Raw genomic sequence first — 20,332 nt, forward strand, 5'->3', positions numbered from 1 at the left:
GCAGCCTAACTGTATTTATTTGATGTAGTTAGGTTGTGTTTAATTGACCAAACCATGGTGTTTGAAATGCACTGCCGCCAGACTGAATCAATCCGCTCAACTGCTCTTTATCAAACAGTTCGTGTAAAATCGAACCTTTATCCGTTAATAGATTTTGAAGCCATACTGTTACTGCGTTTGTATAGTGTGGATTGTGCGTTTTCGGATACGGACTCTTCTTTCTATATAAGATGTCATGCGGAAGTACATCTTCTAACGCTTTACGTAATAGACCTTTTTCGCGGTTTTTATACATTTTCATTTCCCAAGGAATATTCCACGCATATTCGACAAGACGATGATCTGCAAATGGAACACGTACTTCTAAACTTGCCCCCATACTCATGCGGTCTTTTCTGTCTAATAATGTGGTCATAAACCATACCATATTTAAATAAAATAATTGGCGTCTTTTTGCTTCTAGCGGACTTTCCCCCTCTAAAATAGGAACTTCTTGAATCGACTCTTCATAACGCCTTTGTACATATTGTTGTAAATTTAATTTATTTCTCCATTCTTTTTTTAGAAGTTGTTCACGTGCCTCTGTAGAACGCATCCATGGAAATGCACTCGATTGTAAATCATCTTCTCTATAAAACCACGGATATCCACCAAATATTTCATCTGCACATTCTCCAGATAAGCCAACGACAAAATCTTGTTTAATTTCTCGGCAAAACCATAATAATGACGAATCGATATCTGCCATACCAGGCAAATCACGAACAAGTACTGCTTCAGTTAAATACTCTGCTAATTTTTCATTCGAAATGACGCAGCGATGATGGGTTGTTTGAAATGTCTCAGTCATTAAATTAATAAACGGAGCATCTGAATTTGGCTGGAATGCATTTGCTTTAAAGTATTTGTCATTATCTTCGTAATCAATAGAATACGTGTGTAATTGCCCTTTTCCCGATCTCTCATATTCTTTCGCTGCAATAGCTGTAATAGCGCTCGAATCTACACCACCTGATAAAAAAGTACATAGTGGTACATCAGAAACAAGCTGTCTTGTAATAGCATCTTGTAATAAAAAGCGCGTTTTCTCTACTGTTTCTTCAAAAGAGTCTTCATGTTTTTTACTTTCTACATTCCAATATCTCCATATACATAAACCGTTCTTTGAAAATGTCATCGCATGACCTGGACGTAATTCTTTTATACCAGCATAAATACCGTGGCCAGGCGTTCTTGACGGTCCGAGTCCGAATATTTCTGATAACCCTTCTAATGTTACTTCCGCCTTCACATCTGGATGCGACAATATCGCTTTTAACTCCGAACCAAATAATAAGCGTCCGCTATCATATTTATAAAAAAGTGGCTTTACACCTAATCGATCTCTCGCAATAAATACTTGTTCTTTCTGTTCGTCCCATACTGCAAACGCATATATACCGTTTAAATGATCGACACATTCTTCTTTCCATTCAATATAAGAAGCTAATAATACTTCTGTATCAGAATGACCTTTGAACGTATACCCTCTTCTTAATAATTCCTTTCGAATGTCTTCTGTGTTATAAAGTTCACCGTTATAGCAAATGGCATAATTCGTTTCATCTTTTAAACAAGTCATCGGTTGTTTCCCCCCCTCAGGATCAACAACAATTAACCGTTTATGCCCAAATGCGACATTTCCTTTAATCCAAATTTTATTATCATCCGGCCCCCGCTTCGCTAACGTCTCAGCCATCTTCGTAACGACATCTCTTTCTCCTTCTAATGAGCGTTTATAATCCACCCATCCTGTAATCCCGCACATATAAATCATCCTTCCATCTTATTTCTTTTCTTGAACGTGCAGTAATCCCCACCCTAAGAGTGCGGATTAAAAAATAAAAAACTTGACGATAACCTACTATCCACATATGGAATAGCATTCTCACTCAGTAAAACGTGTTTTATTGTATGCCCACCTATGTCTAGATGTGTCTAGTTATAAAGAACGCACGAACTGTCTATAACAGGAATAACTACTTTTCATAAAGGAGAAATCGTATATGATACAACGTAAACATATTTTATATAACCAGCCCCGTGCTCATACAGTCGGTAATGTAGAATATATAAACAATGAATGGGTATTCTTTGATGATGAAAATGATGAAGCGTTTCTATTAGAAGATATTGCCGAAGATGGGTTTGAAATTTTGTATAATAACAATTGGTTACCAGCCCGTTTCTATGAACAAGATGTATTACAAATCGCCAACGAGCAACACCATTTGCAAAATGGTGAAATGGTACGTATTCGAAAAAAGTTACTTCTTAGCTATAATGAATGGCTCGAGGAATTACCTGACTCTGTCTTCACATTATTAACCGAATCATTGCAATCACTTCACTACTCTTTATATGATTGCATGTATTGTCATAATTATTTATCTTTCTTACCGAAAGAGGAGTCACGCGAAGGAGTAAATATTCTTTTGTTTGATAACGACGAAATGATCTGTACACTGCAGCACCATTTCGTCCGTCACACTACGTCAAATAAAAATATGTTCCGTTTTACGAAAGTAAATGGAGAAGAGTTGCATATCGATGCGACATAAAATAAAAAACCACCTTATCTCCCAAGTCTTTGAGATTATAAGGTGGTTTTATTTTTATTTGAATACGTACCAGCCAAGTGGCAATTTCAGTCCTAAGTATAATACTGCTACTAGCGCAACAATAAATAAGCCCCAAACCGCCCCTGTTGGTTTGTTTTTGCTCATTTTTACAAGAACCATTTCCATTCCGCCGATAACTAAAATACCAGCTAACATTTTCAAGCCATACCACATGTGCATGCTACCTGTTGCTGTCTTCACAATACTCATGTACAACATGAAGCCTGTCACAATAATGATGATATACATTAGGCGAAGCCCCATATGTACACCCTTACCTTTTCTTCCTGCTGAATAAAGTGAATACGCAACGAAGAATAAAATTAAACCTAACGCCCATGCTGTAATATGCATATGTACCATCGTATCCCTTACCTCCTCTTTTCACACTTTTTCACTCTATATGATAACATGTTCATTTATTTTCAGGAAATGTTTCGCTTTTTTACATTTAAATGCTATAATATTTAGAGTATTTACAAACTTCTTGTAATAACAAAAGGGGGAACAATCATGATTCAAACTAAGGATATTATCGAACTTACAGACACATACGGAGCAAATAACTATCACCCACTTCCAATCGTTATTTCTAAAGCAGAAGGTGTTTGGGTAGAAGATCCTGAAGGAAACCGCTATATGGACTTATTAAGTGCATATTCTGCAGTAAACCAAGGTCATCGTCACCCGAAAATTATTAACGCTTTAATTGACCAAGCTAATCGTGTTACGTTAACTTCTCGTGCTTTCCATAGCGATCAATTAGGTCCTTGGTACGAAAAAGTTGCGAAACTAACTAATAAAGAAATGGTACTTCCAATGAATACAGGTGCTGAAGCTGTTGAAACTGCAATTAAAACAGTTCGTCGCTGGGCTTACGATGTGAAGAAAGTAGAAGCAAACCGCGCTGAAATCATCGTTTGTGAAGATAACTTCCACGGACGTACAATGGGTTCTGTTTCTATGTCTTCAAACGAAGAGTACAAGCGTGGATTCGGTCCAATGCTTCCTGGCATCGTTGTAATTCCTTACGGTGATTTAGAAGCATTAAAAGCCGCAATTACACCAAACACAGCAGCATTCATTTTAGAGCCAATTCAAGGTGAAGCAGGAATTAACATCCCACCAGCTGGTTACTTAAAAGAAGCTTTTGAAGTATGTAAAAAAGAAAACGTTTTATTTGTAGCAGATGAAATCCAAACTGGCTTAGGCCGTACTGGTAAAGTATTTGCTTGTGACTGGGACAATGTAACTCCTGACATGTACATACTTGGTAAAGCACTTGGCGGCGGCGTATTCCCAATCTCTTGCGTAGCAGCAAACCGCGACATTTTAGGCGTATTCGAGCCAGGTTCTCACGGTTCTACATTCGGTGGTAACCCACTTGCATGTGCTGTTTCTATCGCAGCTCTTGAAGTGTTAGAAGAAGAAAAATTAACAGAGCGTTCTCTTCAATTAGGTGAAAAATTAGTTGGGCAATTAAAAGAGATTGATAACCCAATGATCACTGAAGTTCGCGGTAAAGGTTTATTCATCGGTATCGAATTAAACGAACCAGCTCGTCCTTACTGTGAACAACTAAAAGCAGCTGGTCTACTATGTAAAGAAACACATGAAAACGTAATTCGTATCGCACCACCTCTAGTAATCTCTGAAGAAGATTTAGAGTGGGCATTCCAAAAAATTAAAGCTGTATTATCGTAATGATAGAGAGGTTGTCCGACATGTTGGGACAACCTCTTTCTTTTTATATTCATTTACATTAAGATAATTTTGTAATTTTCTGTATTTTAAAATCGTAAAGGAGGTGCGATATGCTATTAAGATATGGTAAACATATTAACTATTTAGCTACATCTTTTATTTTAGTTACATTCTTTGGCTTCCTACTTTCCACAACATGGCTTACTCACTACTCAACTCCTACTACATTCACACTACTGAAAGCATCATTTTGGACTGCTGTTATTCTTACTATCATTGGTTTTGGACGAGAAAAAAGCGCACTTACGGTTATACTATTTGGCATTTGTACACTTGCATTCATTGGTCTTTACACTTTTTCCGTTATTGATTACCTCTATAACCCAAGGCCATAAAAAAGAGCTATCTTTTAACAAGATAGCTCTTTTCTTCACTTCACTACATTTCGCAAAGTACCAATTCCTTCTACTGTAATAACCACTTCATCACCAGCATGTAAAAACTTCGGTGGTGTGAAACCTTTTCCGACACCAGCCGGGGTTCCTGTTGCGATAATATCGCCTGGTTCTAAAGTCATTCCTTTACTTATCGTTGAAATAATTTCTTCTATTGAAAAAATCATTTTATTTGTGTTGGAAGTTTGCCTTACTTCTCCATTTACTACCGTTTCAATGTGTAATGCATTCGGCGCATTAACCACCGATTTATGAATTAAATACGGTCCCATCGGACAAAATGTATCGAAGCTTTTCCCAAGGAAAAACTGTTTATGTTTTCTTTGAATGTCTCGAGCTGTTACATCATTTATAATCGTATAACCAAAAACATGCTCAAGCGCTTTTTCTTTTTTTATTTGCTTCCCTCGCTTACCAATAATGATAGCTAATTCTCCTTCGTAATCTAGTTCGTCCGTTGCATGAGGGTGACCATTAATTTGCTCATTTATGCCAATAACTGTTGTTGGTGCTTTCGTAAAAATCATTATATTTTCTGGAATAGACTCTATTCCGCCCATTTCTATGGCATGCTCACGATAGTTTTTTCCAACGCACAAAATATTCTTTCTTGGCCTTGGAATCGGTGCTAATATTTTCACCTCTGTTAACGGATAATACGCCGCTTCCCCGTTCTCTTTTGCCCAATTTACAATTTCACATACTTTCTCAAAGCATTCAGTTCCTCTTTCAATACACTCTAACATTGTAATAGGGATTGTAACCTTTTCCCCTTTTTGTCTTTGCGCTTCTCTTAAGTGTAATACCTTTTTTTCTTCTTCATCCACAATACCTACAAATACCTTTTCTTCTTTCTTCGCCGTTACAAAACGCAATATTTCCACTCTCCATCCTAAAACTCATGCCCTTTAATTGTATTCGCATCCGTAAGAAAAAAACCTTCTCATACACGCTAATTTTTACAATATTCTTCTCATACCCTATTCGTTACGCCTTTATATTTGGCATAAAATGTAGAAATTTTACTTTTTTAGCGAAGGTATTTCTTTTTTATGGAGTTTTTGTATAATATGTACTACATATATACTAAAAATTTCATTTAGAGATGGAGCCGATTTCAATGTTTGAGCAAGCGATTGAAAAAAAACGTGAAAAAATGATTTATTTTGCTGAACGCTATGGAATGACTTCTCAAAAAACAGTGGATTGTAGCCAAGAACTGGACAGGCTCTTAAATGTAATTTGGCATGTACATACGGATTTTCACCCAAATCAAACACTCGACACACACACGCAATAGCGTGTGTGTGTCTTTTATTTCAAAAAAACACACATTTTATTGAAAACGCCCATACAATAGTAGAAAAGAAAATTTTAAAAACGAAGGGTGTTTTATATGCCAGCTATGGTCGGACATATTCGTATCGTCAATATTGGATCAAGTGGTATTTTTCATATTGGAGATGTATTTGCGATTAGGCCTATTAGTTACTCACGTGCTTTCGCCGGGGCCGGCTCTTTCAACGTTGGAGACAATGTTTCTGTCTACAATTATCAAAGTGCAACGACTGTCAACGATTCAGATGTAATCGATCAAGCGATAATTGGCTCAACTTAAAGGAGGCAATTGCATTGAATTTTTATGTAAACCAAAGTATCATCATCAACAGTATTAAAATTGATAGCATTACAACCTCTTCTGTGTTCCAAATTGGTACTGCCGGAAGTATTAAAGCCCTATCTAAATTTTCAAATACGGGCGGATTTACGGAGCCGCTTCGCCCATTACAGGCGAAAGGACAAATTATTTCTATCAAACCATCAACTAGTTCTTCTTAAGACATCCTTGTCATAAATATATAGCAGGAATATTTTTACCCTCCCTATTGAAAAGGAGGTTTCACAAATGAATCAAGATATATATACTTACTTACACCAACTTCAACAAGCTCTTCAAACACAACAAGCAGCCATCCTGAATTTAGAAGATCAAGTGCGCCAACTCCAAGAAGAGCTTAACGAATTAAAAAATCGCCCCTCCTCTTCTGTAGGAAAAGTGGAATACAAATTCGATCAATTAAAAGTCGAAAATTTAAATGGTACTTTAAATATTGGTTTAAACCCATTTTCAGCAAAAGGACAACAAATTGAAGATTTTCAAGTGGATACAGAAACATTGAAGGTAAACCCTGAAACTGAAACAAACCCAGACTTTTATCAAGGTATCCTCCAAGAAATGCATCGATACTTAGATGAAGAAGCATATAATCGTATTCTCCATTTTGAACAAGAAGAGCGAACACCGCTTGATGAAATGTATCGACAAATGATGGTGGATGACATAAAAAAACAGATGGAGCATCGACTCCCTTATTATTTATCACAAGTGCAATCATATGAAGGTATTTCAACAGATCCAGATTATTTACGAGATATCATTATTCAGGCAATGAAACAAGATATTGACAAAGCCTTTCTCTCCTTTATTCAGCACATACCGGGAAATTTCCGAAAGGAGTAAGTATGTATGAACCTTAACGTTGTAAACCGTGAGTTAAAAGTCGGACAGATTAAAATGAACGGTGTATCGTCGTCCGCACTCTTTTTAATTGGAGATGCAAATCTCCTCATTCTATCTTCTATTCTCGATACACCATTTGAAACAGTTACAGAGGGTCCATTTGTACCATTAGTAACAGATGTCCCTCCTACTCCAGGTTAAGGAGACTGAGAAATTATGTTGCATCATGTGTCTATTGTCCAAAATGTTTCTATTATTTCTTTAGGGATTGCTGCTGTATTTCAAGTTGGAGATGCAAACCAAATGGAATTAAAAAGTAGAGCTATTGCCGTCCACCGTGAAATTCCTTTTTATATACGGGGAGAAGGTCGCTTTGATGCTTTTGAAATCTTTACAGATGAACACATTACAATTCCAAAACGAACGACAGATGTAAAATTAAACATTGTAAATGAATGCCCTTTTATTGAAGTTAATAACGTTGAATTACGCACACTTTTAAATTCTGGTTGCTTTCAAATTGGAAATGTTGATTATGGTTTTAATAACTCTCGTATTATACAAATCCGCCAATATATTACGGATGAACCTTCCGCACAATAATTCATATAGTAATTAAAAAGCTTAGTAAAGTAGGTGGATGGTATGCCTTCGGTTGTAGGAAATCTCGTCGTGCAAAACAGTAACGGCTCTTTCAACTTAGGAGATTTTTATAACGTATCTCCGAAAGAAAACACGAAAGCCTATAACGGATCTGGAGCTTCCAATGTTGGGTTTGTCGTGAATACGTTTAACGGTGTTAGTGCAACGAATACATTTGATTCTGATGTGGCAGATCAAGATCAGATTGGAACAGCGTAAAAAAAGTAGGAGATATTCTCCTACTTTTTTCTTTTATCTAATTCAAAATTATTAAAATAAAATTTTAATAAGCAAGAGCTTTACTGTCCACAAATAGTGGTATAAACAAGTAAGTAGTGAAGAGGCACTATTTCATTTTATTTAAATGATAACCCGCTCTCCTCCAAAGCCCTCCTAAGCTTCGGCAAAGACGCAGGTCCCATACCATGCAGTTTTAATATTTCTTTTTCACTATATTTTGAGAGTTCTTCTACAGTTTGAATTCCATGGTGTTCTAATGCCCTTCTTGCTGGCGCTGAAAGAAGAGAGAGAAAACCTTCTTTTGGTTTTCTCTCTTTCTCACAGACTGGGCAAGTTGGACAATCGCTACTTTTATAGTACTCGTGTCCCTGTTCACAAGTTCTTAACGTTTTTTCCGTTACCATTTTCAAGCCCCTCTATTCTTCAATATTTACAACGTGATTCCCATCAAAGAAGTATAAACATTTCTCTTTTACAGGATGTTGTAAGCTTTTCTCCAGTGCTTTTGCATATAACGAAAGCTGCACTTTATATCGATCTTCTAAAATTGGTTTCGCTTGTTCAAATCCGCCTGGAAATTTCCCTTCAATCGTATCTGTTTTGAAGTCGATTAACGTAATGCCATCTTCCTCTTCAATCATGCAGTCGATAACCCCTTGGACAAGAATCGATTCCCCGCTATTCCCTTGCCAATCTTGATATGCTTCTTCTGCTGCAAGCATCATCGTAAATGGAACTTCACGCTCAACACTTTTCGCCGCTAATACCCTTTTACCTAAGTCACTGTCAAAGAATGAAATTACTTTTTCAATCGCTATTTCTTCCGCCTGCTCGAATGTTAATAATTCCTTATTTACCATTCCAGCAATTTGCTCTTGAAGAACTTCAACCGTAATCGGCTTCTTCAAATCAACATGCTGCATAACGGCATGGACTGCTGTTCCGCGCTCTGCGTACGTTAACCCTTTTTTCTCCATAAAGCGCGGACGTGTTTTAATTGGTGCACGTAGTTTTTTAATAAAGGCGTTATCACTACCATCTTCTGATTGATAATTTCTCTTTATTTCTGTAACAGATTGCTTCGCACGGTGAGATGTTGCTTCCTCATATCCGTACTTCCACATTAATCTGTCGTACACTTCATCTTTTCGTTCACTTTCTAACGGCACAGCCTTTTTCTCACGAAGCGCTTCTAACAATTCTTGTTTCTCTTCTTGAACTGGCTCTGGTGCAAGTAGCGTATTACCGTCCACAACTTCTACTTTCCAGCTAGTGTCATACCCGTAAATTTCATCTGGAATACTTCCTTGTCCTAATTCAAGAAGCATTTCACTATCACGGTGTCTATATAATGAAGGGGCAATCCAGTCTAAATAACAAGACGCCCCGGCACGTATGTGATCTGGTAATAACCATTCACTATGTTCCCTCGCATCAAGCCATTTTTCCATTTCCTTATTTGCATCCTTAACTGTTCCGATTAAAATTAACTTCTCTTTCGCGCGCGTCAACGCTACGTATAGTACGCGCATTTCTTCCGCAATTAATTCCATTTTCATTTTACGCTTAATCGCAAGCTGTGATAATGTTGTATATTTAATTCGTTTACGCGGATCGATAAATTGCGAACCGAAACCGAAATCTTTATGCAATAAGAAACGTTTCATTAAGTCTTGTGTATTAAAACGACGACCGAGCCCAGCTACAAATACAACCGGGAACTCTAACCCTTTACTTTTATGAATCGTCATAATGCGAACAACGTCTTCTTGTTCACCGAGGGCCCTCGCCGTACCCATGTCATCACCGCGTTCTAAAATACGTTCAATAAAACGTAAGAAGCGGAATAATCCTCTAAATGATGTTGCTTCGTATTGTCTTGCGCGGTCATATAGTACGCGTAAGTTTGCCTGCCTTTGCTTTCCAGCTGGTAAACCGCCAACGAAGTCGTAATAACCTGTCTCACCGTACACTTTCCAAATTAAATCAGAAAGTGATTGTTGACGTGCAAATTCACGCCATCCTTGCAGTAAGTTATAAAACCACTCTAATTTATCATGAAGTTCTTGCTCCTCTTCAAGTGGTGCCCCTTTTAAGAATGAGCTCATTACTTCATAAAACGAGCCTTTCTTTCCATGAGCACGAAGCGTTGCAAGTTCTTCATCGCTCAATCCAACGATTGGAGAACGAAGTACAGCTGCAAGCGGAATATCTTGCATCGGATTATCAATAACGCGGAATACGTTCATCATAATATTTACTTCCGTCGCTTCAAAGTAACCAGTCGCAAGGTCAGCGTACACTGGAATTCCTTGTAATTTTAACTCTTCCATAATTTGCGGGGCCCACGGCATGGAGCGAAGTAAAATAACGAAGTCGCGGTATTGTACTGGGCGCATACTATCATTTTTACGGTCATACACTTCATAACCTGAATCAACCATCGCTTTAATGCGCTGCGCCATAAGACGAGCTTCAAGCTGTGCTTTTTCGACTTCTGCACCTTCTTCTCCGTCTATTACTTCTTCTTCCGTTTGCTGAATGCACAGTAGTTCTGCCGCTACATCTTCACCTTCTGGATAGGTAGCACCTAACTTTAATTCAGCGTCTGCATCGTAGTCGATTTCTCCGACTTCTTCACCCATAATTTGTTTGAAGATAAAGTTCGTACCTGCTAACACTTCATGACGACTACGGAAGTTTTTCGCTAAGTCGATCTTCATTCCACCGCCCAATCCTTCTTGTGTGAAGCGTTTATATTTTCCTAGGAATAGTCCTGGTTCGGCTAGTCGGAAACGATAAATCGACTGCTTTACGTCACCAACCATGAACAAGTTTCCTTCACTCTCAGAATCTTTCGTTACGAATTTAATAATAGATTCCTGTACAAAGTTCGTATCTTGATATTCATCGACTAATACTTCAGCAAATTTATTACGATATTGGAGCGCCACTGCTGACGGATTCATTTCACCATTTTCACTTTGTTCACTTAAAATTTGTAAACAGAAATGCTCTAAATCTGTGAAATCGACCATTCCTTTATCTCGCTTCATCGCTTGGAAACGCTCTGTAAATACTTTTACAAGTTGAACAAGCTTTTCTAATACTGGGTGCATATCTTGAAAATCTCGTAAGAAACTTTCAGGTTTTCGGCTAAATAACTCTTCTTGTAATTTCTTCACTTCATCTTTCGCTTTATTACGAAGAGAGTCTACTTGTTTTACAACATCTTCATTGTAATCACTTTTCTTAATACGCTTTAACGTTTGCCACGATACGTTTTGCATCGCTTCATACAAACTTGTCCACGACTCCTGAGCAGCTGATGATAGCGTTCCAAGTAAAGCTACATCTGCTTGCAGGGTTTCAATGCGAGGCGCTGGACCGTCAGGAAGCATTGCGAGTTCAGTTGCCTTACGAATATGCTGTTCCGCTGTTTCAAGCTGGAATTTCACATCTTCTAATAAATAAGAAGCATATACTAAATCTTCAATTGTCTTTCCTTCTACGTCATATGCTTCTACTAATTTATCAAGCCATTTTTCCGGATTTGGATGCGCTCTTGACTCTGTATGAAGCGCTAAAATCATACGTTGTAAGTCATCATCACTACGGTCACTCGTATAACGATCAACAAGTTCAAAGAAGATTGTATTATCTTCGATTCCGTACTCTTCTTCTAATATGTCATCTAGCACTTCTTCTTTTAACAATTCATTTTCTGTTTGATTCGCAATACGGAAACGAGGATCAACATCAAGCATGTAGTAATATCCTCTAATTACTTGTAAACAGAATGAGTGAATTGTTGAAATGGAAGCTTTATTTAATAGGCTCAGCTGCTTTCTTACGTGTTGAGAGCCTGGTTCATCAATTAATACCTTTTCTAACGCTTCCCCGATTCGGTTTTTCATCTCTTGCGCCGCTGCATTCGTAAATGTTACAACGAGCAGGCGGTCGACATCGACTGGATTCTCTTCATTAATAATCTTTTTAATAATACGTTCAACTAATACTGCTGTTTTCCCTGACCCAGCTGCAGCCGCAACTAAAATATCACGTCCATTCGCTACAACAGCTTTCCACTGGTCATCTGTCCATTGACTACCTTCTGGTTTTTCAGGCCAATTTTCTATCATTCTCCGCCAACCTCCTCTCTTATTTTCTCCATCGCTTCGCTATCTTTCATATCTTTTAACGATCGGAACTGATTATCTTCAAGTGACTCATCAAATTGACAAACAGATTTGAAGTTACAGAACGTACATGCTGCTTTATTTCCCATTTTATAAGGAGCAATATCGATAACACCTTCTGTAATATCTTTTCCGATATTTTCAAACGTATGGTGTACATATTTTTGCAGTACGTTAAACTCTTGCTCACTTGCAATACTTGAACGCGCACTAAAGCTACCGTCTTTTTTCAGGCCAGCAGAAATAATATCTGAACTTCCTGTTGAAAGTTTGTTATCCATTAAACGAACAACGTCAGCATCTCCTAATACGAGTCCTTTCATTTTAAATTTCTTTAAAATTTCTTTTTCAATTTCAGCTTCAGATGCGTCACCTTTCATCTCAACGATTGGGTTATGAATATGGAAATACAATACACCAGCTGGTGATGCTGCGTGACCTTTTTTCATCCACGTCTGCGCATTCGAAGTAACAACATCTAAATACGTTAACATTTGAAGTGCTAATCCGTAATACACTTCCGTTAAATCTAACGCTTTTGAACTTGATTTATAATCAATAATACGTAAGAACGTCCCGTTTTCATCTTCTGCCTTATCAACACGGTCAATACGGCCGACAACTTCCATCTTCACACCATTTGGTAATGAGAATTCCATCGGCGGAAGTGATCCTGTACCACCCATACCGAACGGCACTTCTAAATCAACTGGTACGAATCCGCTTGACTTCGCATGTTCACGAAGAATGATTGACGTACGGAAAATGATTTGTTGTAGTTTTTGTTTTAAATAGAAATGACGGTTTGAACTTAATAAAATTTGTCGTTGTAATAACGGTGCGATTTCTTCTATTACTAAAACAGAAAGATGCTCACACTCTTTTATGGATAAATCCGCCCAAGTACGGTTTTCACGCAATAGCTTGTCCGCAATTTTCTTTAATGCCGCATGGAATAATTCGCCGATGTCCGGCGCATCAAGCTTGAAAATATCACGCTCTCTAAGCGATAAACCGTGCTGCGCAAAATGAGCGTATGCACAACGGTTAAATAGTTCCATACGAGAGACGCTTCCTTTAATTATATCTCCGTATAAATCTCTACTTACTGCTGTACTTAGTTTCTTCGCACGATTTCGATAGAATAAACTTGATAAGACGCGGCTACTTTTTTGTTTCCATTCATCTGAAGTTACGTAGAAATTATATACGTCCCACCAAAAGTCTAAATTCCCTTCAAATCCGTATCGCTTCCACGTTTGTAGTTGCTGCATAACGTAAGATAACGTTACTTCTGGCGTTGCTACGTATGAAATTTGTTCTGAACGTGATAAATCGTTTACGTCATTGGTAATAAATGAATCTTTCACATTAGGGAACATTCTTTTTATTTTCTTAATAAAGCTAGACGCAAGTAACGTCTTTCCTTCTTCATCTGCAAGCGGGCATGAAATATATAACTTCTCAGATGCTCTCGTTACCATTTGATACATAACGAACTGTTCTTCTAACAAAGTTTGTCTCGTCGTTGGCGCTAATTCAATCCCTGCTGCACCAAGAACTTCTCTTTCTTCATCAGAAAGCATACCTTCGTCCATAGGTGCTGCTGGAATAACACCCTCATTTACACCTATAATAAACGTTGCTTTCACGTCAGATAACCTGGAGTGATCAATATTAGCAATTAACACTTGGTCTAATGACGGCGGAATGTTAGCAAATTGAAGTGCCTCAAGACCTGTCGACATAACGTCCGTAAACATAGAAAGAGACATTTTCTCTTCACCAAGCATCTCTACAAACGTATCAAGAAGGCTCATTACTTCTTCCCATACTTGTTCATGATCTGTCGCAAATAAGAAATCTCCACTTTCTTCTGCACGTATACGTAATTCTTCTAGTTTTTTCGGAACATCCAGCTCTTCTAGAAATAAGTAAACTGCTTCACACATTTGCATAACTGTTCCTGCACGCTTTAACCTTTTTTGCATGCGAATAACAGGTGTTCTTACAACGTCACGCAATCGATTTATTTTCTCTTCCATTTCACGTTCACTATCTGTGATCATCCCGTTCGTATCATCAAGAGAACGATAACGGCGATACATCCATGGATCCTCTGAAGTCCACCTCTTTCCTTGTACACCGTACGCTAAACAGTAATTTTCAAATTCATCCATTTCTTCACGCATCGTTTCTTTTCTTACGTCTAATGGATATAAAAGCTCTGTTTTCACGCAGCGGAACACCGCATCATAACGCCAATTCCCACTAATAATCTCGAGTGCAGAACGAATACATTCTACTAATGGGTGGTGTGACATCGGGCGCTTTTCATCGATGAAGTGTGGGATATTATAATCTGTAAATAACGTTCGCATCACATCGTAATAACTTTCCCCATTACGAAGAAGAACCGCAATATCTCGGTAACGATAGTTTTCCTCCGCCACAAGTTTACGAATTTCACGCGCAACACCTTCTACCTCTGCTCGTAAATTCGCAGCTGTACTAATCGTTACACTCGCTTCACCGTTAAATTTTTCATTCGGACGCGCTTCATAATGAGCTTCTAAATGCGCTAATGCCGGAGAATGAAAACGCGGCTGTTCCATAAGTGGAATTGTTTTTTCAATTTCTATTTTCTCTTCACGCGCTACTTGTTTGATTTTTTCATACGTTAACGTCGTTTCATAAAATAAATCGAGTTCATTTACTGGCTGTGCTAACGTTTTTTCATCTATCGTTAACGTGATCGTAACTCTCGCTCCGCAAATCATAAGCTGTCTTACAATCTCTAACTCTTGCGGGGAAAATGAATGAAATCCATCTATATAAATTTCCGCACCATTTACATATTCAGACTGCGGAAGCTTTTCCACTAGCAATTGTAGGTAGTCTTCTGAATCTAAATATTTTCCAATTAAAGCACGTTCAAAATCATCGTATAATAGCTGTAAATCATACACTTTATTCGCTAGTAACTTTTGTTCGGCACTGCTACTATGCGCATCCAATTGTTGCCACATTTCATATACGTTAGATGGCGTTACATTGTAACGTTTAAACTCTGCAATCATACTGCCAAGATGTTCAAAGAAACCGTTTTGCTCCGCTGCTTTTTGGAACACCGATAATCCATCTTTACGAGACTCTACAATTTTACGGAGTAACATATGTACACCCGCTTCATCAATATGAAGACGACTCGCTCCGCCAACTTCTTGTAGTACCTTCCACGCTAATCGTGAAAAACTAAAAACTTGTGCCCGAATAGAACCTCTTACATCCTCACTTCCAATTAACGCCTGCTGCGTCTGGAATGTCATCTGTTCTGGCACAAGATATAATATTGTTTTCCCTCTCGGGCGTTGTTTTAACTCTTCTTGCACTTCGCGTAAACAAAGTGTACTTTTTCCACTTCCCGCTCTACCAATCACAAATCGAAGTGACATGTAACCCCACCTTTCACTTACATAACGAACGTTAGTTTGCTACTATAATTGTATTATAGTACACGAAAAAAGACAAACTGAGTTGTTTGTCTTTTCTATACTTCTACTTCATTATATCAACCTTTTGAAAAATTCGTTTGCACCTCTTGAATTGGCCAATATCGCAAATCAACTTTACCGACAACTGTATCAGCTTTTACAAAGCCAAAGTGTCTACTATCCCAGCTCCCGAGCCGGTTATCACCTACTACAAAAATAAACCCGGGTGGCACCAGCTTTTCTTTCGTTAACTCTTCTAATGTAAAGTCGCCTGTTAGTTGCCTTCCATTTATCTCTTTCTTATACTTCTCTAAATACGGCTCATCAATAAATTGACCGTTTATATATAACTTATCCTGCTTATATTCAATATGATCTCCAGGTAAACCGATAACCCGCTTTACATAGTCCTCTTTTTTATTCGCATGAAATACCACAACGTCAAATCTGTTCAAGTCCCCAACTTGATAACTCACCTTATTTACAACTAGCATATTGCCATCTTGCAATGTCGGCATCATTGACTTCCCCTCTACAACATACGTTGAAAAGAAAAACGTTCGAAAAAATACAGCTAATAATACACCAATTAAAATTGTTCGTATCCACTCTATGCCTTCTTTTTTCAAAGTTTTCTTCATCTGCTTCTCCCCTTATCCTTTAATACTGAAGCTTTCCTTTACAAAGAAGACTATTCTTAATGTAGTTCTAACTTTACTTCGATTTTCTTACCGACATACCATAAAATAAAAATACCAATCGCTACAATAACTGATTTCACTGGATTATGAATAAATGACATTAAATCATGACCGATATACGTTAAAATAAAAATCATCACAAGTTTTCCGAATGCTAACGCTAGACCAAACTGTTTTACACTAATTCGGGATAAACCAGCGACAACATTTATGAGCGCTGACGGTGTAAACGGAAAACAAAATATAACAAAAATCGGTGCGAATCCTTTCCTTTCAACCCACCCCATTGCTTTTCGTACTCTCTCATGCTTATTTACAAACGAAAAGAAACGACTGCGACCAAAATGGCGGATGATGAAAAAGACAAGTAATGCACCCATTACTGATCCAAGCCATGAATAAAGAAAACCGAGCCAAAAGCCAAATGCAACAGCATTCGCCAGTACAAATACAATAAGCGGTAATGCTGGAATCAACGCCTCTATCATCGGTAAACCAATACCAAGAAGTGGTCCGAACGCTTTATAACTCTCAACAATATGATCCATATTTTCTGGTGAAAAATACTCTTTGATTGTCTGAAAATCCATTCTACACTTTACCCCTTTACTCTAAATACTATCCCTACTGTATCATTGCTTATATGAAAGAGGAAATGGTAGATACGACATACGGAGATGTATTTATTAAAGTTTCCATATCTTTCATAAGAATTCCTTCATTATTTAGCTATGATAATCTATCAATATTCGACAGGACGTGTCGTTCATTTTGTTATTTAGATTGTTTTTCGGTTTTTATCGGTAAATGAAATTATACTGGTGATTTTCTAAATATATCAATTACAACTCGTTTTTTCTAATATATCGCCTTATCTACAAAGACTGACTGACAAACAAAAAAGAATGGGGATTCCCCCATCCTTTCACACTTCGCCTTCCTTCACAAAATACACCTTCTCATAAGCGGGTCTTAATGTTGATTCCTCTTTTTTATCGACCTCTTTAAAACAAGGATTCCCTTGTTTTTTCCTACGATCTTCATATTCAGTACGTAATTTCGCTGTACGATTTTGTTGATTTTCAAAACTAGTTTTTGATATTTCTAATTTCACAGCAAAGCCATTTATAAATCTAATAATAAGATTTCCATCTTCTAATTCTTTATTACTTTCAATATAAAAATGAGACAACCAAGCGCACTCTTTTCTAGAGTAAGAATAGGTAGGGAAAAAATAAAGTTGATCTGCTGGACTAATCGCAATCGGTGCTTTATGTGTAATATGAGTTAACTCTTTCGTTCCTTCTTTTCTGCCTAAGAAACTAGAGCCATGCTTGCGGCAACTTCTTTCTATAATATCTAGAGGTTTTTGAAATACGAAAAAAGAATCATTCATTTCAACGACTCGCGTAACAATTTTCTTTTCACTTAGAATAACAGGAAGTAAGGCCATCGTATTTTTCGTTACAACATAATTTTCGACATAGCGTTCCACTTTACTTTCCATACTCCATTATCTCCTTTTTTCCATTTATATTAGCAGCTGCATATATAATTTTAGCATCTATGAAAAGGAAATAGCTTACAAGTTCCGCTTTTTTACAATTTTTTATCATTTATCAAACATTTGTTAAACAATAAAATCACAATATAGAAATTAATTAATTTTAAAGTTATAAAAACAGCATTTATACTACCTATAAATATTTATTATCCATTCCTCATTTCACATCATTACAACAACTAACTTTGCTATAATTAAAATGTAAATCCAATATATGGAGGGCCACTATGGAAGAAAAAGAGATTCAACCATCGATTCAAATGAAAAATAGTAGCGTCATTATCGTGAAAAACTCAGCTAGTATTATATTCGGTTTATTTTTCATTCTGCTATTCTTTGCCAAACCGTTTCGTAAATCAAAATGTCCAGAATGTAAAAAACGTGAGAAGAAAAAATCAGGGCAAGAACAATAAAAGGCCTTCCTTTATGGAATGCCTTTTTACATTTGTAGTATCATTTTATTTATTCTTCTTCCCCCTAAAAAACGACTATATTTTCTTCCAAGGTTCTCTACATCTTTTTTGATTTGTAATATAATCCTTATATAAAACATGAGAAAGAGTATTTGTACTTGTTACCCGCTTTTAATTTTTATTAAAAAATTAAAATTTGTACATCTTTATCCATCACTAACAATTCGTTAATTAGTTAACTTTGCAATATAAGTTTTGTATATAATGTCATTCAAAAACAAAATATATATAAGTAGCTATTTATAATTACATTGCTTTTTATCGAATTCTAAAAAGGAGTTGTATACTATGGATAAAGAAAATCCATTAAATCAGCAGGTTAATAGCATTCCCTCAGATGCTCTGAATACCCCTAGTAAGGAACAAGAACAACTGTTAGAAACATCATCTCAAAACGTACAAAATTCCAACAACAACGCTAACAAAAAAGATGTTACTCAAGGTCTATCTGGAAAAGATTTCTCCATTTCAACAGAGAATACAAATTTATAGTTATTTACTATCATACGCAGCAAATGCTCTTGCTGAACTAATTCTTCTACAGAAACTAATACGCATTCCAGATAATTTTTTACCAGTTGTAACATCGAAAAAGAGATTTAGATATAAAAACAGGCTCTAAAAAAACTTTCTCCACAACAAAAAAAGGATGGCATTAGCCATCCTTTTTTCCATCATCAACTATAAAATTATAGTTTGATTACGTTTTTAGCTTGAGGTCCACGGTTACCGTCTTCGATTTCGAAGCTAACTTTTTGACCTTCTTCTAAAGATTTGAAACCGTCAGTTTCGATTGCTGAGAAGTGTACGAATACGTCGTTTTCGCCTGGAACTTCGATGAAACCGAAACCTTTTTCGTTGTTAAACCATTTTACTTGTCCTGTTACTGCCATAATTATTTCCTCCTAAGAAAATACAAATTTTAAATTTTTTAGTCTTCCTGTCTAAAAAAAGAATCCACACATTATCAAATACGAAACATAAACTAGTTCTCACATACTTTTTCTCGTTCGTTTTCAGCACTTGATAACATATGGATTGCTTAATTTAACTATTCAACTGACATCATCATAGCACATTAAAATAAAATGTACAATCTTTTTCGAAAATAGAATTTCTAATTTTTAGTATTTCTTATAAAATATAATTATCTCTATTCTAAATAAGGAGGAGTTTATGACCAATAAAATTCCTAGAAAAACATTAAAAAGAATTGAAGAGGATATTGAAAATAATAATCTTGGAAAAGCAAGAGATAGATTGCATGGCCTCATCTTTACATACCCAAATGAATTACATCTTCGAAAACAACTCGGAGATATTTATTATAAATTACAATATCCAGAAATGGCTGGACGTTACTGGTATCTAGAAGAGCATAAAACAGGTATTATGCATGAATCATGTTTATTATTTGAAAAATCAATGGGAAATAGTCCTCATCATATTGCACGTGCTTTAAAGTTTAAAGGCGATTCTAACCATATAAAAGGGTTGTATAAAGATCAACCTTTATCTTCAGTGCAGAAGAAAGTAGCAGAGGAGTTAATTTATGAGTATAAAGAAACATGGAAAGATAAGCTAGTTCCTTTTGGCTGTCTAGCATTGCTTGCTTCCCTCCTCTTTTCTGCCGTTGTTGGTCTATTCACTATTTGGAATTGGATTTTTTAATCACAGGG

Annotated in this window: 23 protein-coding genes; 13 read left to right on the plus strand and 10 right to left on the minus strand. The window is 36.7% G+C overall.

Translation table 11 applies throughout. The features are described from left to right. Positions 1–28: 28 nt before the first annotated feature. Positions 29–1,807 carry an asparagine synthase (glutamine-hydrolyzing) gene (gene asnB, locus QCI79_RS06970; protein WP_000333967.1) on the minus strand — a complete coding sequence of 593 codons (1,779 nt, stop codon included), beginning with the start codon at positions 1,805–1,807 and terminating at the stop codon, positions 29–31. Positions 1,808–2,045: 238 nt separating this feature from the next. Here asnB and QCI79_RS06975 point away from each other — a divergent pair, with 238 nt between their 5' ends. Beyond that, positions 2,046–2,600 (plus strand): DUF2777 domain-containing protein, encoded by a 555-nt coding sequence (locus QCI79_RS06975; protein WP_000616049.1) that lies wholly within the window; start codon positions 2,046–2,048, stop codon positions 2,598–2,600. A 54-nt stretch (positions 2,601–2,654) separates the two neighbouring features. On the opposite strand, the gene QCI79_RS06980 is transcribed toward QCI79_RS06975, so the two are convergent. Further along, positions 2,655–3,023 carry a YisL family protein gene (locus QCI79_RS06980; protein ID WP_000233495.1) on the minus strand — a complete coding sequence of 123 codons (369 nt, stop codon included), beginning with the start codon at positions 3,021–3,023 and terminating at the stop codon, positions 2,655–2,657. A 150-nt stretch (positions 3,024–3,173) separates the two neighbouring features. On the opposite strand from QCI79_RS06980, the gene rocD reads away from it, so the two are divergent. Then, positions 3,174–4,364 carry an ornithine aminotransferase gene (gene rocD, locus QCI79_RS06985; RefSeq protein WP_000616658.1) on the plus strand — a complete coding sequence of 397 codons (1,191 nt, stop codon included), beginning with the start codon at positions 3,174–3,176 and terminating at the stop codon, positions 4,362–4,364. A 110-nt stretch (positions 4,365–4,474) separates the two neighbouring features. Continuing rightward, positions 4,475–4,759 (plus strand): hypothetical protein, encoded by a 285-nt coding sequence (locus QCI79_RS06990; RefSeq protein ID WP_000926864.1) that lies wholly within the window; start codon positions 4,475–4,477, stop codon positions 4,757–4,759. A 35-nt stretch (positions 4,760–4,794) separates the two neighbouring features. Here QCI79_RS06990 and QCI79_RS06995 read toward each other — a convergent pair whose 3' ends face one another. Then, positions 4,795–5,694, minus strand: a complete 900-nt coding sequence (locus QCI79_RS06995) for a fumarylacetoacetate hydrolase family protein (protein ID WP_001213086.1) — start codon at positions 5,692–5,694, stop codon at positions 4,795–4,797. A gap of 245 nt (positions 5,695–5,939) precedes the next feature. Between QCI79_RS06995 and QCI79_RS07000 the strand changes: the two genes are divergently transcribed. From QCI79_RS07000 to gerPF, 7 genes are all read left to right on the plus strand, one after another. Beyond that, on the plus strand, positions 5,940–6,119 hold the full coding sequence (locus QCI79_RS07000; RefSeq protein WP_000462845.1) for an aspartyl-phosphate phosphatase Spo0E family protein: 180 nt from the start codon (positions 5,940–5,942) through the stop codon (positions 6,117–6,119). A 96-nt stretch (positions 6,120–6,215) separates the two neighbouring features. Further along, positions 6,216–6,437, plus strand: a complete 222-nt coding sequence (gerPA, locus tag QCI79_RS07005; RefSeq protein WP_001111187.1) for a spore germination protein GerPA — start codon at positions 6,216–6,218, stop codon at positions 6,435–6,437. Positions 6,438–6,451: 14 nt separating this feature from the next. Beyond that, positions 6,452–6,658: a spore germination protein GerPB gene (gene gerPB / locus QCI79_RS07010; protein WP_001012508.1), complete on the plus strand. Its 207-nt coding sequence runs from the start codon at positions 6,452–6,454 to the stop codon at positions 6,656–6,658. Positions 6,659–6,725: 67 nt separating this feature from the next. After that, positions 6,726–7,340 (plus strand): spore germination protein GerPC, encoded by a 615-nt coding sequence (gerPC, locus tag QCI79_RS07015; RefSeq protein ID WP_001070761.1) that lies wholly within the window; start codon positions 6,726–6,728, stop codon positions 7,338–7,340. A 6-nt stretch (positions 7,341–7,346) separates the two neighbouring features. Beyond that, positions 7,347–7,541 (plus strand): spore germination protein GerPD, encoded by a 195-nt coding sequence (gerPD, locus tag QCI79_RS07020; protein ID WP_001052807.1) that lies wholly within the window; start codon positions 7,347–7,349, stop codon positions 7,539–7,541. A 15-nt stretch (positions 7,542–7,556) separates the two neighbouring features. Then, positions 7,557–7,943, plus strand: a complete 387-nt coding sequence (locus QCI79_RS07025) for a spore germination protein GerPE (RefSeq protein ID WP_000902319.1) — start codon at positions 7,557–7,559, stop codon at positions 7,941–7,943. A gap of 42 nt (positions 7,944–7,985) precedes the next feature. Next, on the plus strand, positions 7,986–8,201 hold the full coding sequence (gerPF, locus tag QCI79_RS07030) for a spore germination protein GerPF (RefSeq protein ID WP_001141566.1): 216 nt from the start codon (positions 7,986–7,988) through the stop codon (positions 8,199–8,201). Between the two features lie 137 nt (positions 8,202–8,338). Here the strand turns inward: gerPF and QCI79_RS07035 are convergent, their stop codons facing one another. From QCI79_RS07035 to QCI79_RS07060, 6 genes are all read right to left on the minus strand, one after another. Continuing rightward, on the minus strand, positions 8,339–8,626 hold the full coding sequence (locus QCI79_RS07035) for an RNA polymerase alpha subunit C-terminal domain-containing protein (protein WP_000255727.1): 288 nt from the start codon (positions 8,624–8,626) through the stop codon (positions 8,339–8,341). A gap of 12 nt (positions 8,627–8,638) precedes the next feature. Continuing rightward, entirely contained in the window at positions 8,639–12,364 is a 3,726-nt protein-coding gene (gene addA, locus QCI79_RS07040) for a helicase-exonuclease AddAB subunit AddA (protein ID WP_000572259.1), read from the minus strand. Continuing rightward, positions 12,361–15,876 carry a helicase-exonuclease AddAB subunit AddB gene (gene addB, locus QCI79_RS07045; RefSeq protein WP_000058598.1) on the minus strand — a complete coding sequence of 1,172 codons (3,516 nt, stop codon included), beginning with the start codon at positions 15,874–15,876 and terminating at the stop codon, positions 12,361–12,363. The genes addA and addB overlap by 4 nt, the downstream gene beginning before the upstream one ends. 116 nt (positions 15,877–15,992) lie before the next feature. Continuing rightward, positions 15,993–16,556: a signal peptidase I gene (gene lepB, locus QCI79_RS07050; protein WP_000751910.1), complete on the minus strand. Its 564-nt coding sequence runs from the start codon at positions 16,554–16,556 to the stop codon at positions 15,993–15,995. Between the two features lie 56 nt (positions 16,557–16,612). Further along, entirely contained in the window at positions 16,613–17,206 is a 594-nt protein-coding gene (locus QCI79_RS07055; protein WP_000347518.1) for a TVP38/TMEM64 family protein, read from the minus strand. A 335-nt stretch (positions 17,207–17,541) separates the two neighbouring features. Further along, positions 17,542–18,123, minus strand: coding sequence for a competence protein ComK (locus QCI79_RS07060; protein ID WP_000444439.1), 582 nt, complete (start codon positions 18,121–18,123; stop codon positions 17,542–17,544). Positions 18,124–18,407: 284 nt separating this feature from the next. Between QCI79_RS07060 and QCI79_RS07065 the strand changes: the two genes are divergently transcribed. Further along, positions 18,408–18,593, plus strand: a complete 186-nt coding sequence (locus tag QCI79_RS07065; RefSeq protein ID WP_000391373.1) for a hypothetical protein — start codon at positions 18,408–18,410, stop codon at positions 18,591–18,593. A gap of 348 nt (positions 18,594–18,941) precedes the next feature. Beyond that, the gene (locus QCI79_RS07070; RefSeq protein ID WP_000356923.1) at positions 18,942–19,145 is read left to right on the plus strand and encodes a hypothetical protein; all 204 of its coding nucleotides are present in this window, start codon (positions 18,942–18,944) and stop codon (positions 19,143–19,145) included. A gap of 197 nt (positions 19,146–19,342) precedes the next feature. On the opposite strand, the gene cspA is transcribed toward QCI79_RS07070, so the two are convergent. Further along, positions 19,343–19,546 (minus strand): RNA chaperone/antiterminator CspA, encoded by a 204-nt coding sequence (gene cspA / locus QCI79_RS07075; protein WP_000301518.1) that lies wholly within the window; start codon positions 19,544–19,546, stop codon positions 19,343–19,345. A 283-nt stretch (positions 19,547–19,829) separates the two neighbouring features. On the opposite strand from cspA, the gene QCI79_RS07080 reads away from it, so the two are divergent. Then, complete coding sequence (locus tag QCI79_RS07080) at positions 19,830–20,324, plus strand: DUF6584 family protein (RefSeq protein ID WP_000182395.1); 495 nt, start codon at positions 19,830–19,832, stop codon at positions 20,322–20,324. The last annotated feature ends 8 nt before the right edge of the window (positions 20,325–20,332 follow it).

This window comes from Bacillus cereus group sp. MG1 (assembly GCF_040460035.1).
Lineage (GTDB): Bacteria > Bacillota > Bacilli > Bacillales > Bacillaceae_G > Bacillus_A > Bacillus_A cereus.

Coding starts and splice junctions, on each gene's coding strand:
- QCI79_RS06980 (WP_000233495.1), bottom strand. CDS start 3,023: ATGGTACATATGCATATTACAGCATGGGCGTTAGGTTTAATTTTATTC.
- QCI79_RS06990 (WP_000926864.1), top strand. CDS start 4,475: ATGCTATTAAGATATGGTAAACATATTAACTATTTAGCTACATCTTTT.
- gerPF (WP_001141566.1), top strand. CDS start 7,986: ATGCCTTCGGTTGTAGGAAATCTCGTCGTGCAAAACAGTAACGGCTCT.
- asnB (WP_000333967.1), bottom strand. CDS start 1,807: ATGTGCGGGATTACAGGATGGGTGGATTATAAACGCTCATTAGAAGGA.
- gerPC (WP_001070761.1), top strand. CDS start 6,726: ATGAATCAAGATATATATACTTACTTACACCAACTTCAACAAGCTCTT.
- QCI79_RS07070 (WP_000356923.1), top strand. CDS start 18,942: ATGGATAAAGAAAATCCATTAAATCAGCAGGTTAATAGCATTCCCTCA.
- gerPA (WP_001111187.1), top strand. CDS start 6,216: ATGCCAGCTATGGTCGGACATATTCGTATCGTCAATATTGGATCAAGT.
- addB (WP_000058598.1), bottom strand. CDS start 15,876: ATGTCACTTCGATTTGTGATTGGTAGAGCGGGAAGTGGAAAAAGTACA.
- QCI79_RS07065 (WP_000391373.1), top strand. CDS start 18,408: ATGGAAGAAAAAGAGATTCAACCATCGATTCAAATGAAAAATAGTAGC.
- QCI79_RS07060 (WP_000444439.1), bottom strand. CDS start 18,123: ATGGAAAGTAAAGTGGAACGCTATGTCGAAAATTATGTTGTAACGAAA.
- QCI79_RS06975 (WP_000616049.1), top strand. CDS start 2,046: ATGATACAACGTAAACATATTTTATATAACCAGCCCCGTGCTCATACA.
- gerPD (WP_001052807.1), top strand. CDS start 7,347: ATGAACCTTAACGTTGTAAACCGTGAGTTAAAAGTCGGACAGATTAAA.
- rocD (WP_000616658.1), top strand. CDS start 3,174: ATGATTCAAACTAAGGATATTATCGAACTTACAGACACATACGGAGCA.
- lepB (WP_000751910.1), bottom strand. CDS start 16,556: ATGAAGAAAACTTTGAAAAAAGAAGGCATAGAGTGGATACGAACAATT.
- QCI79_RS07080 (WP_000182395.1), top strand. CDS start 19,830: ATGACCAATAAAATTCCTAGAAAAACATTAAAAAGAATTGAAGAGGAT.
- QCI79_RS07035 (WP_000255727.1), bottom strand. CDS start 8,626: ATGGTAACGGAAAAAACGTTAAGAACTTGTGAACAGGGACACGAGTAC.
- addA (WP_000572259.1), bottom strand. CDS start 12,364: ATGATAGAAAATTGGCCTGAAAAACCAGAAGGTAGTCAATGGACAGAT.
- QCI79_RS07025 (WP_000902319.1), top strand. CDS start 7,557: ATGTTGCATCATGTGTCTATTGTCCAAAATGTTTCTATTATTTCTTTA.
- cspA (WP_000301518.1), bottom strand. CDS start 19,546: ATGGCAGTAACAGGACAAGTAAAATGGTTTAACAACGAAAAAGGTTTC.
- QCI79_RS07000 (WP_000462845.1), top strand. CDS start 5,940: ATGTTTGAGCAAGCGATTGAAAAAAAACGTGAAAAAATGATTTATTTT.
- QCI79_RS07055 (WP_000347518.1), bottom strand. CDS start 17,206: ATGGATTTTCAGACAATCAAAGAGTATTTTTCACCAGAAAATATGGAT.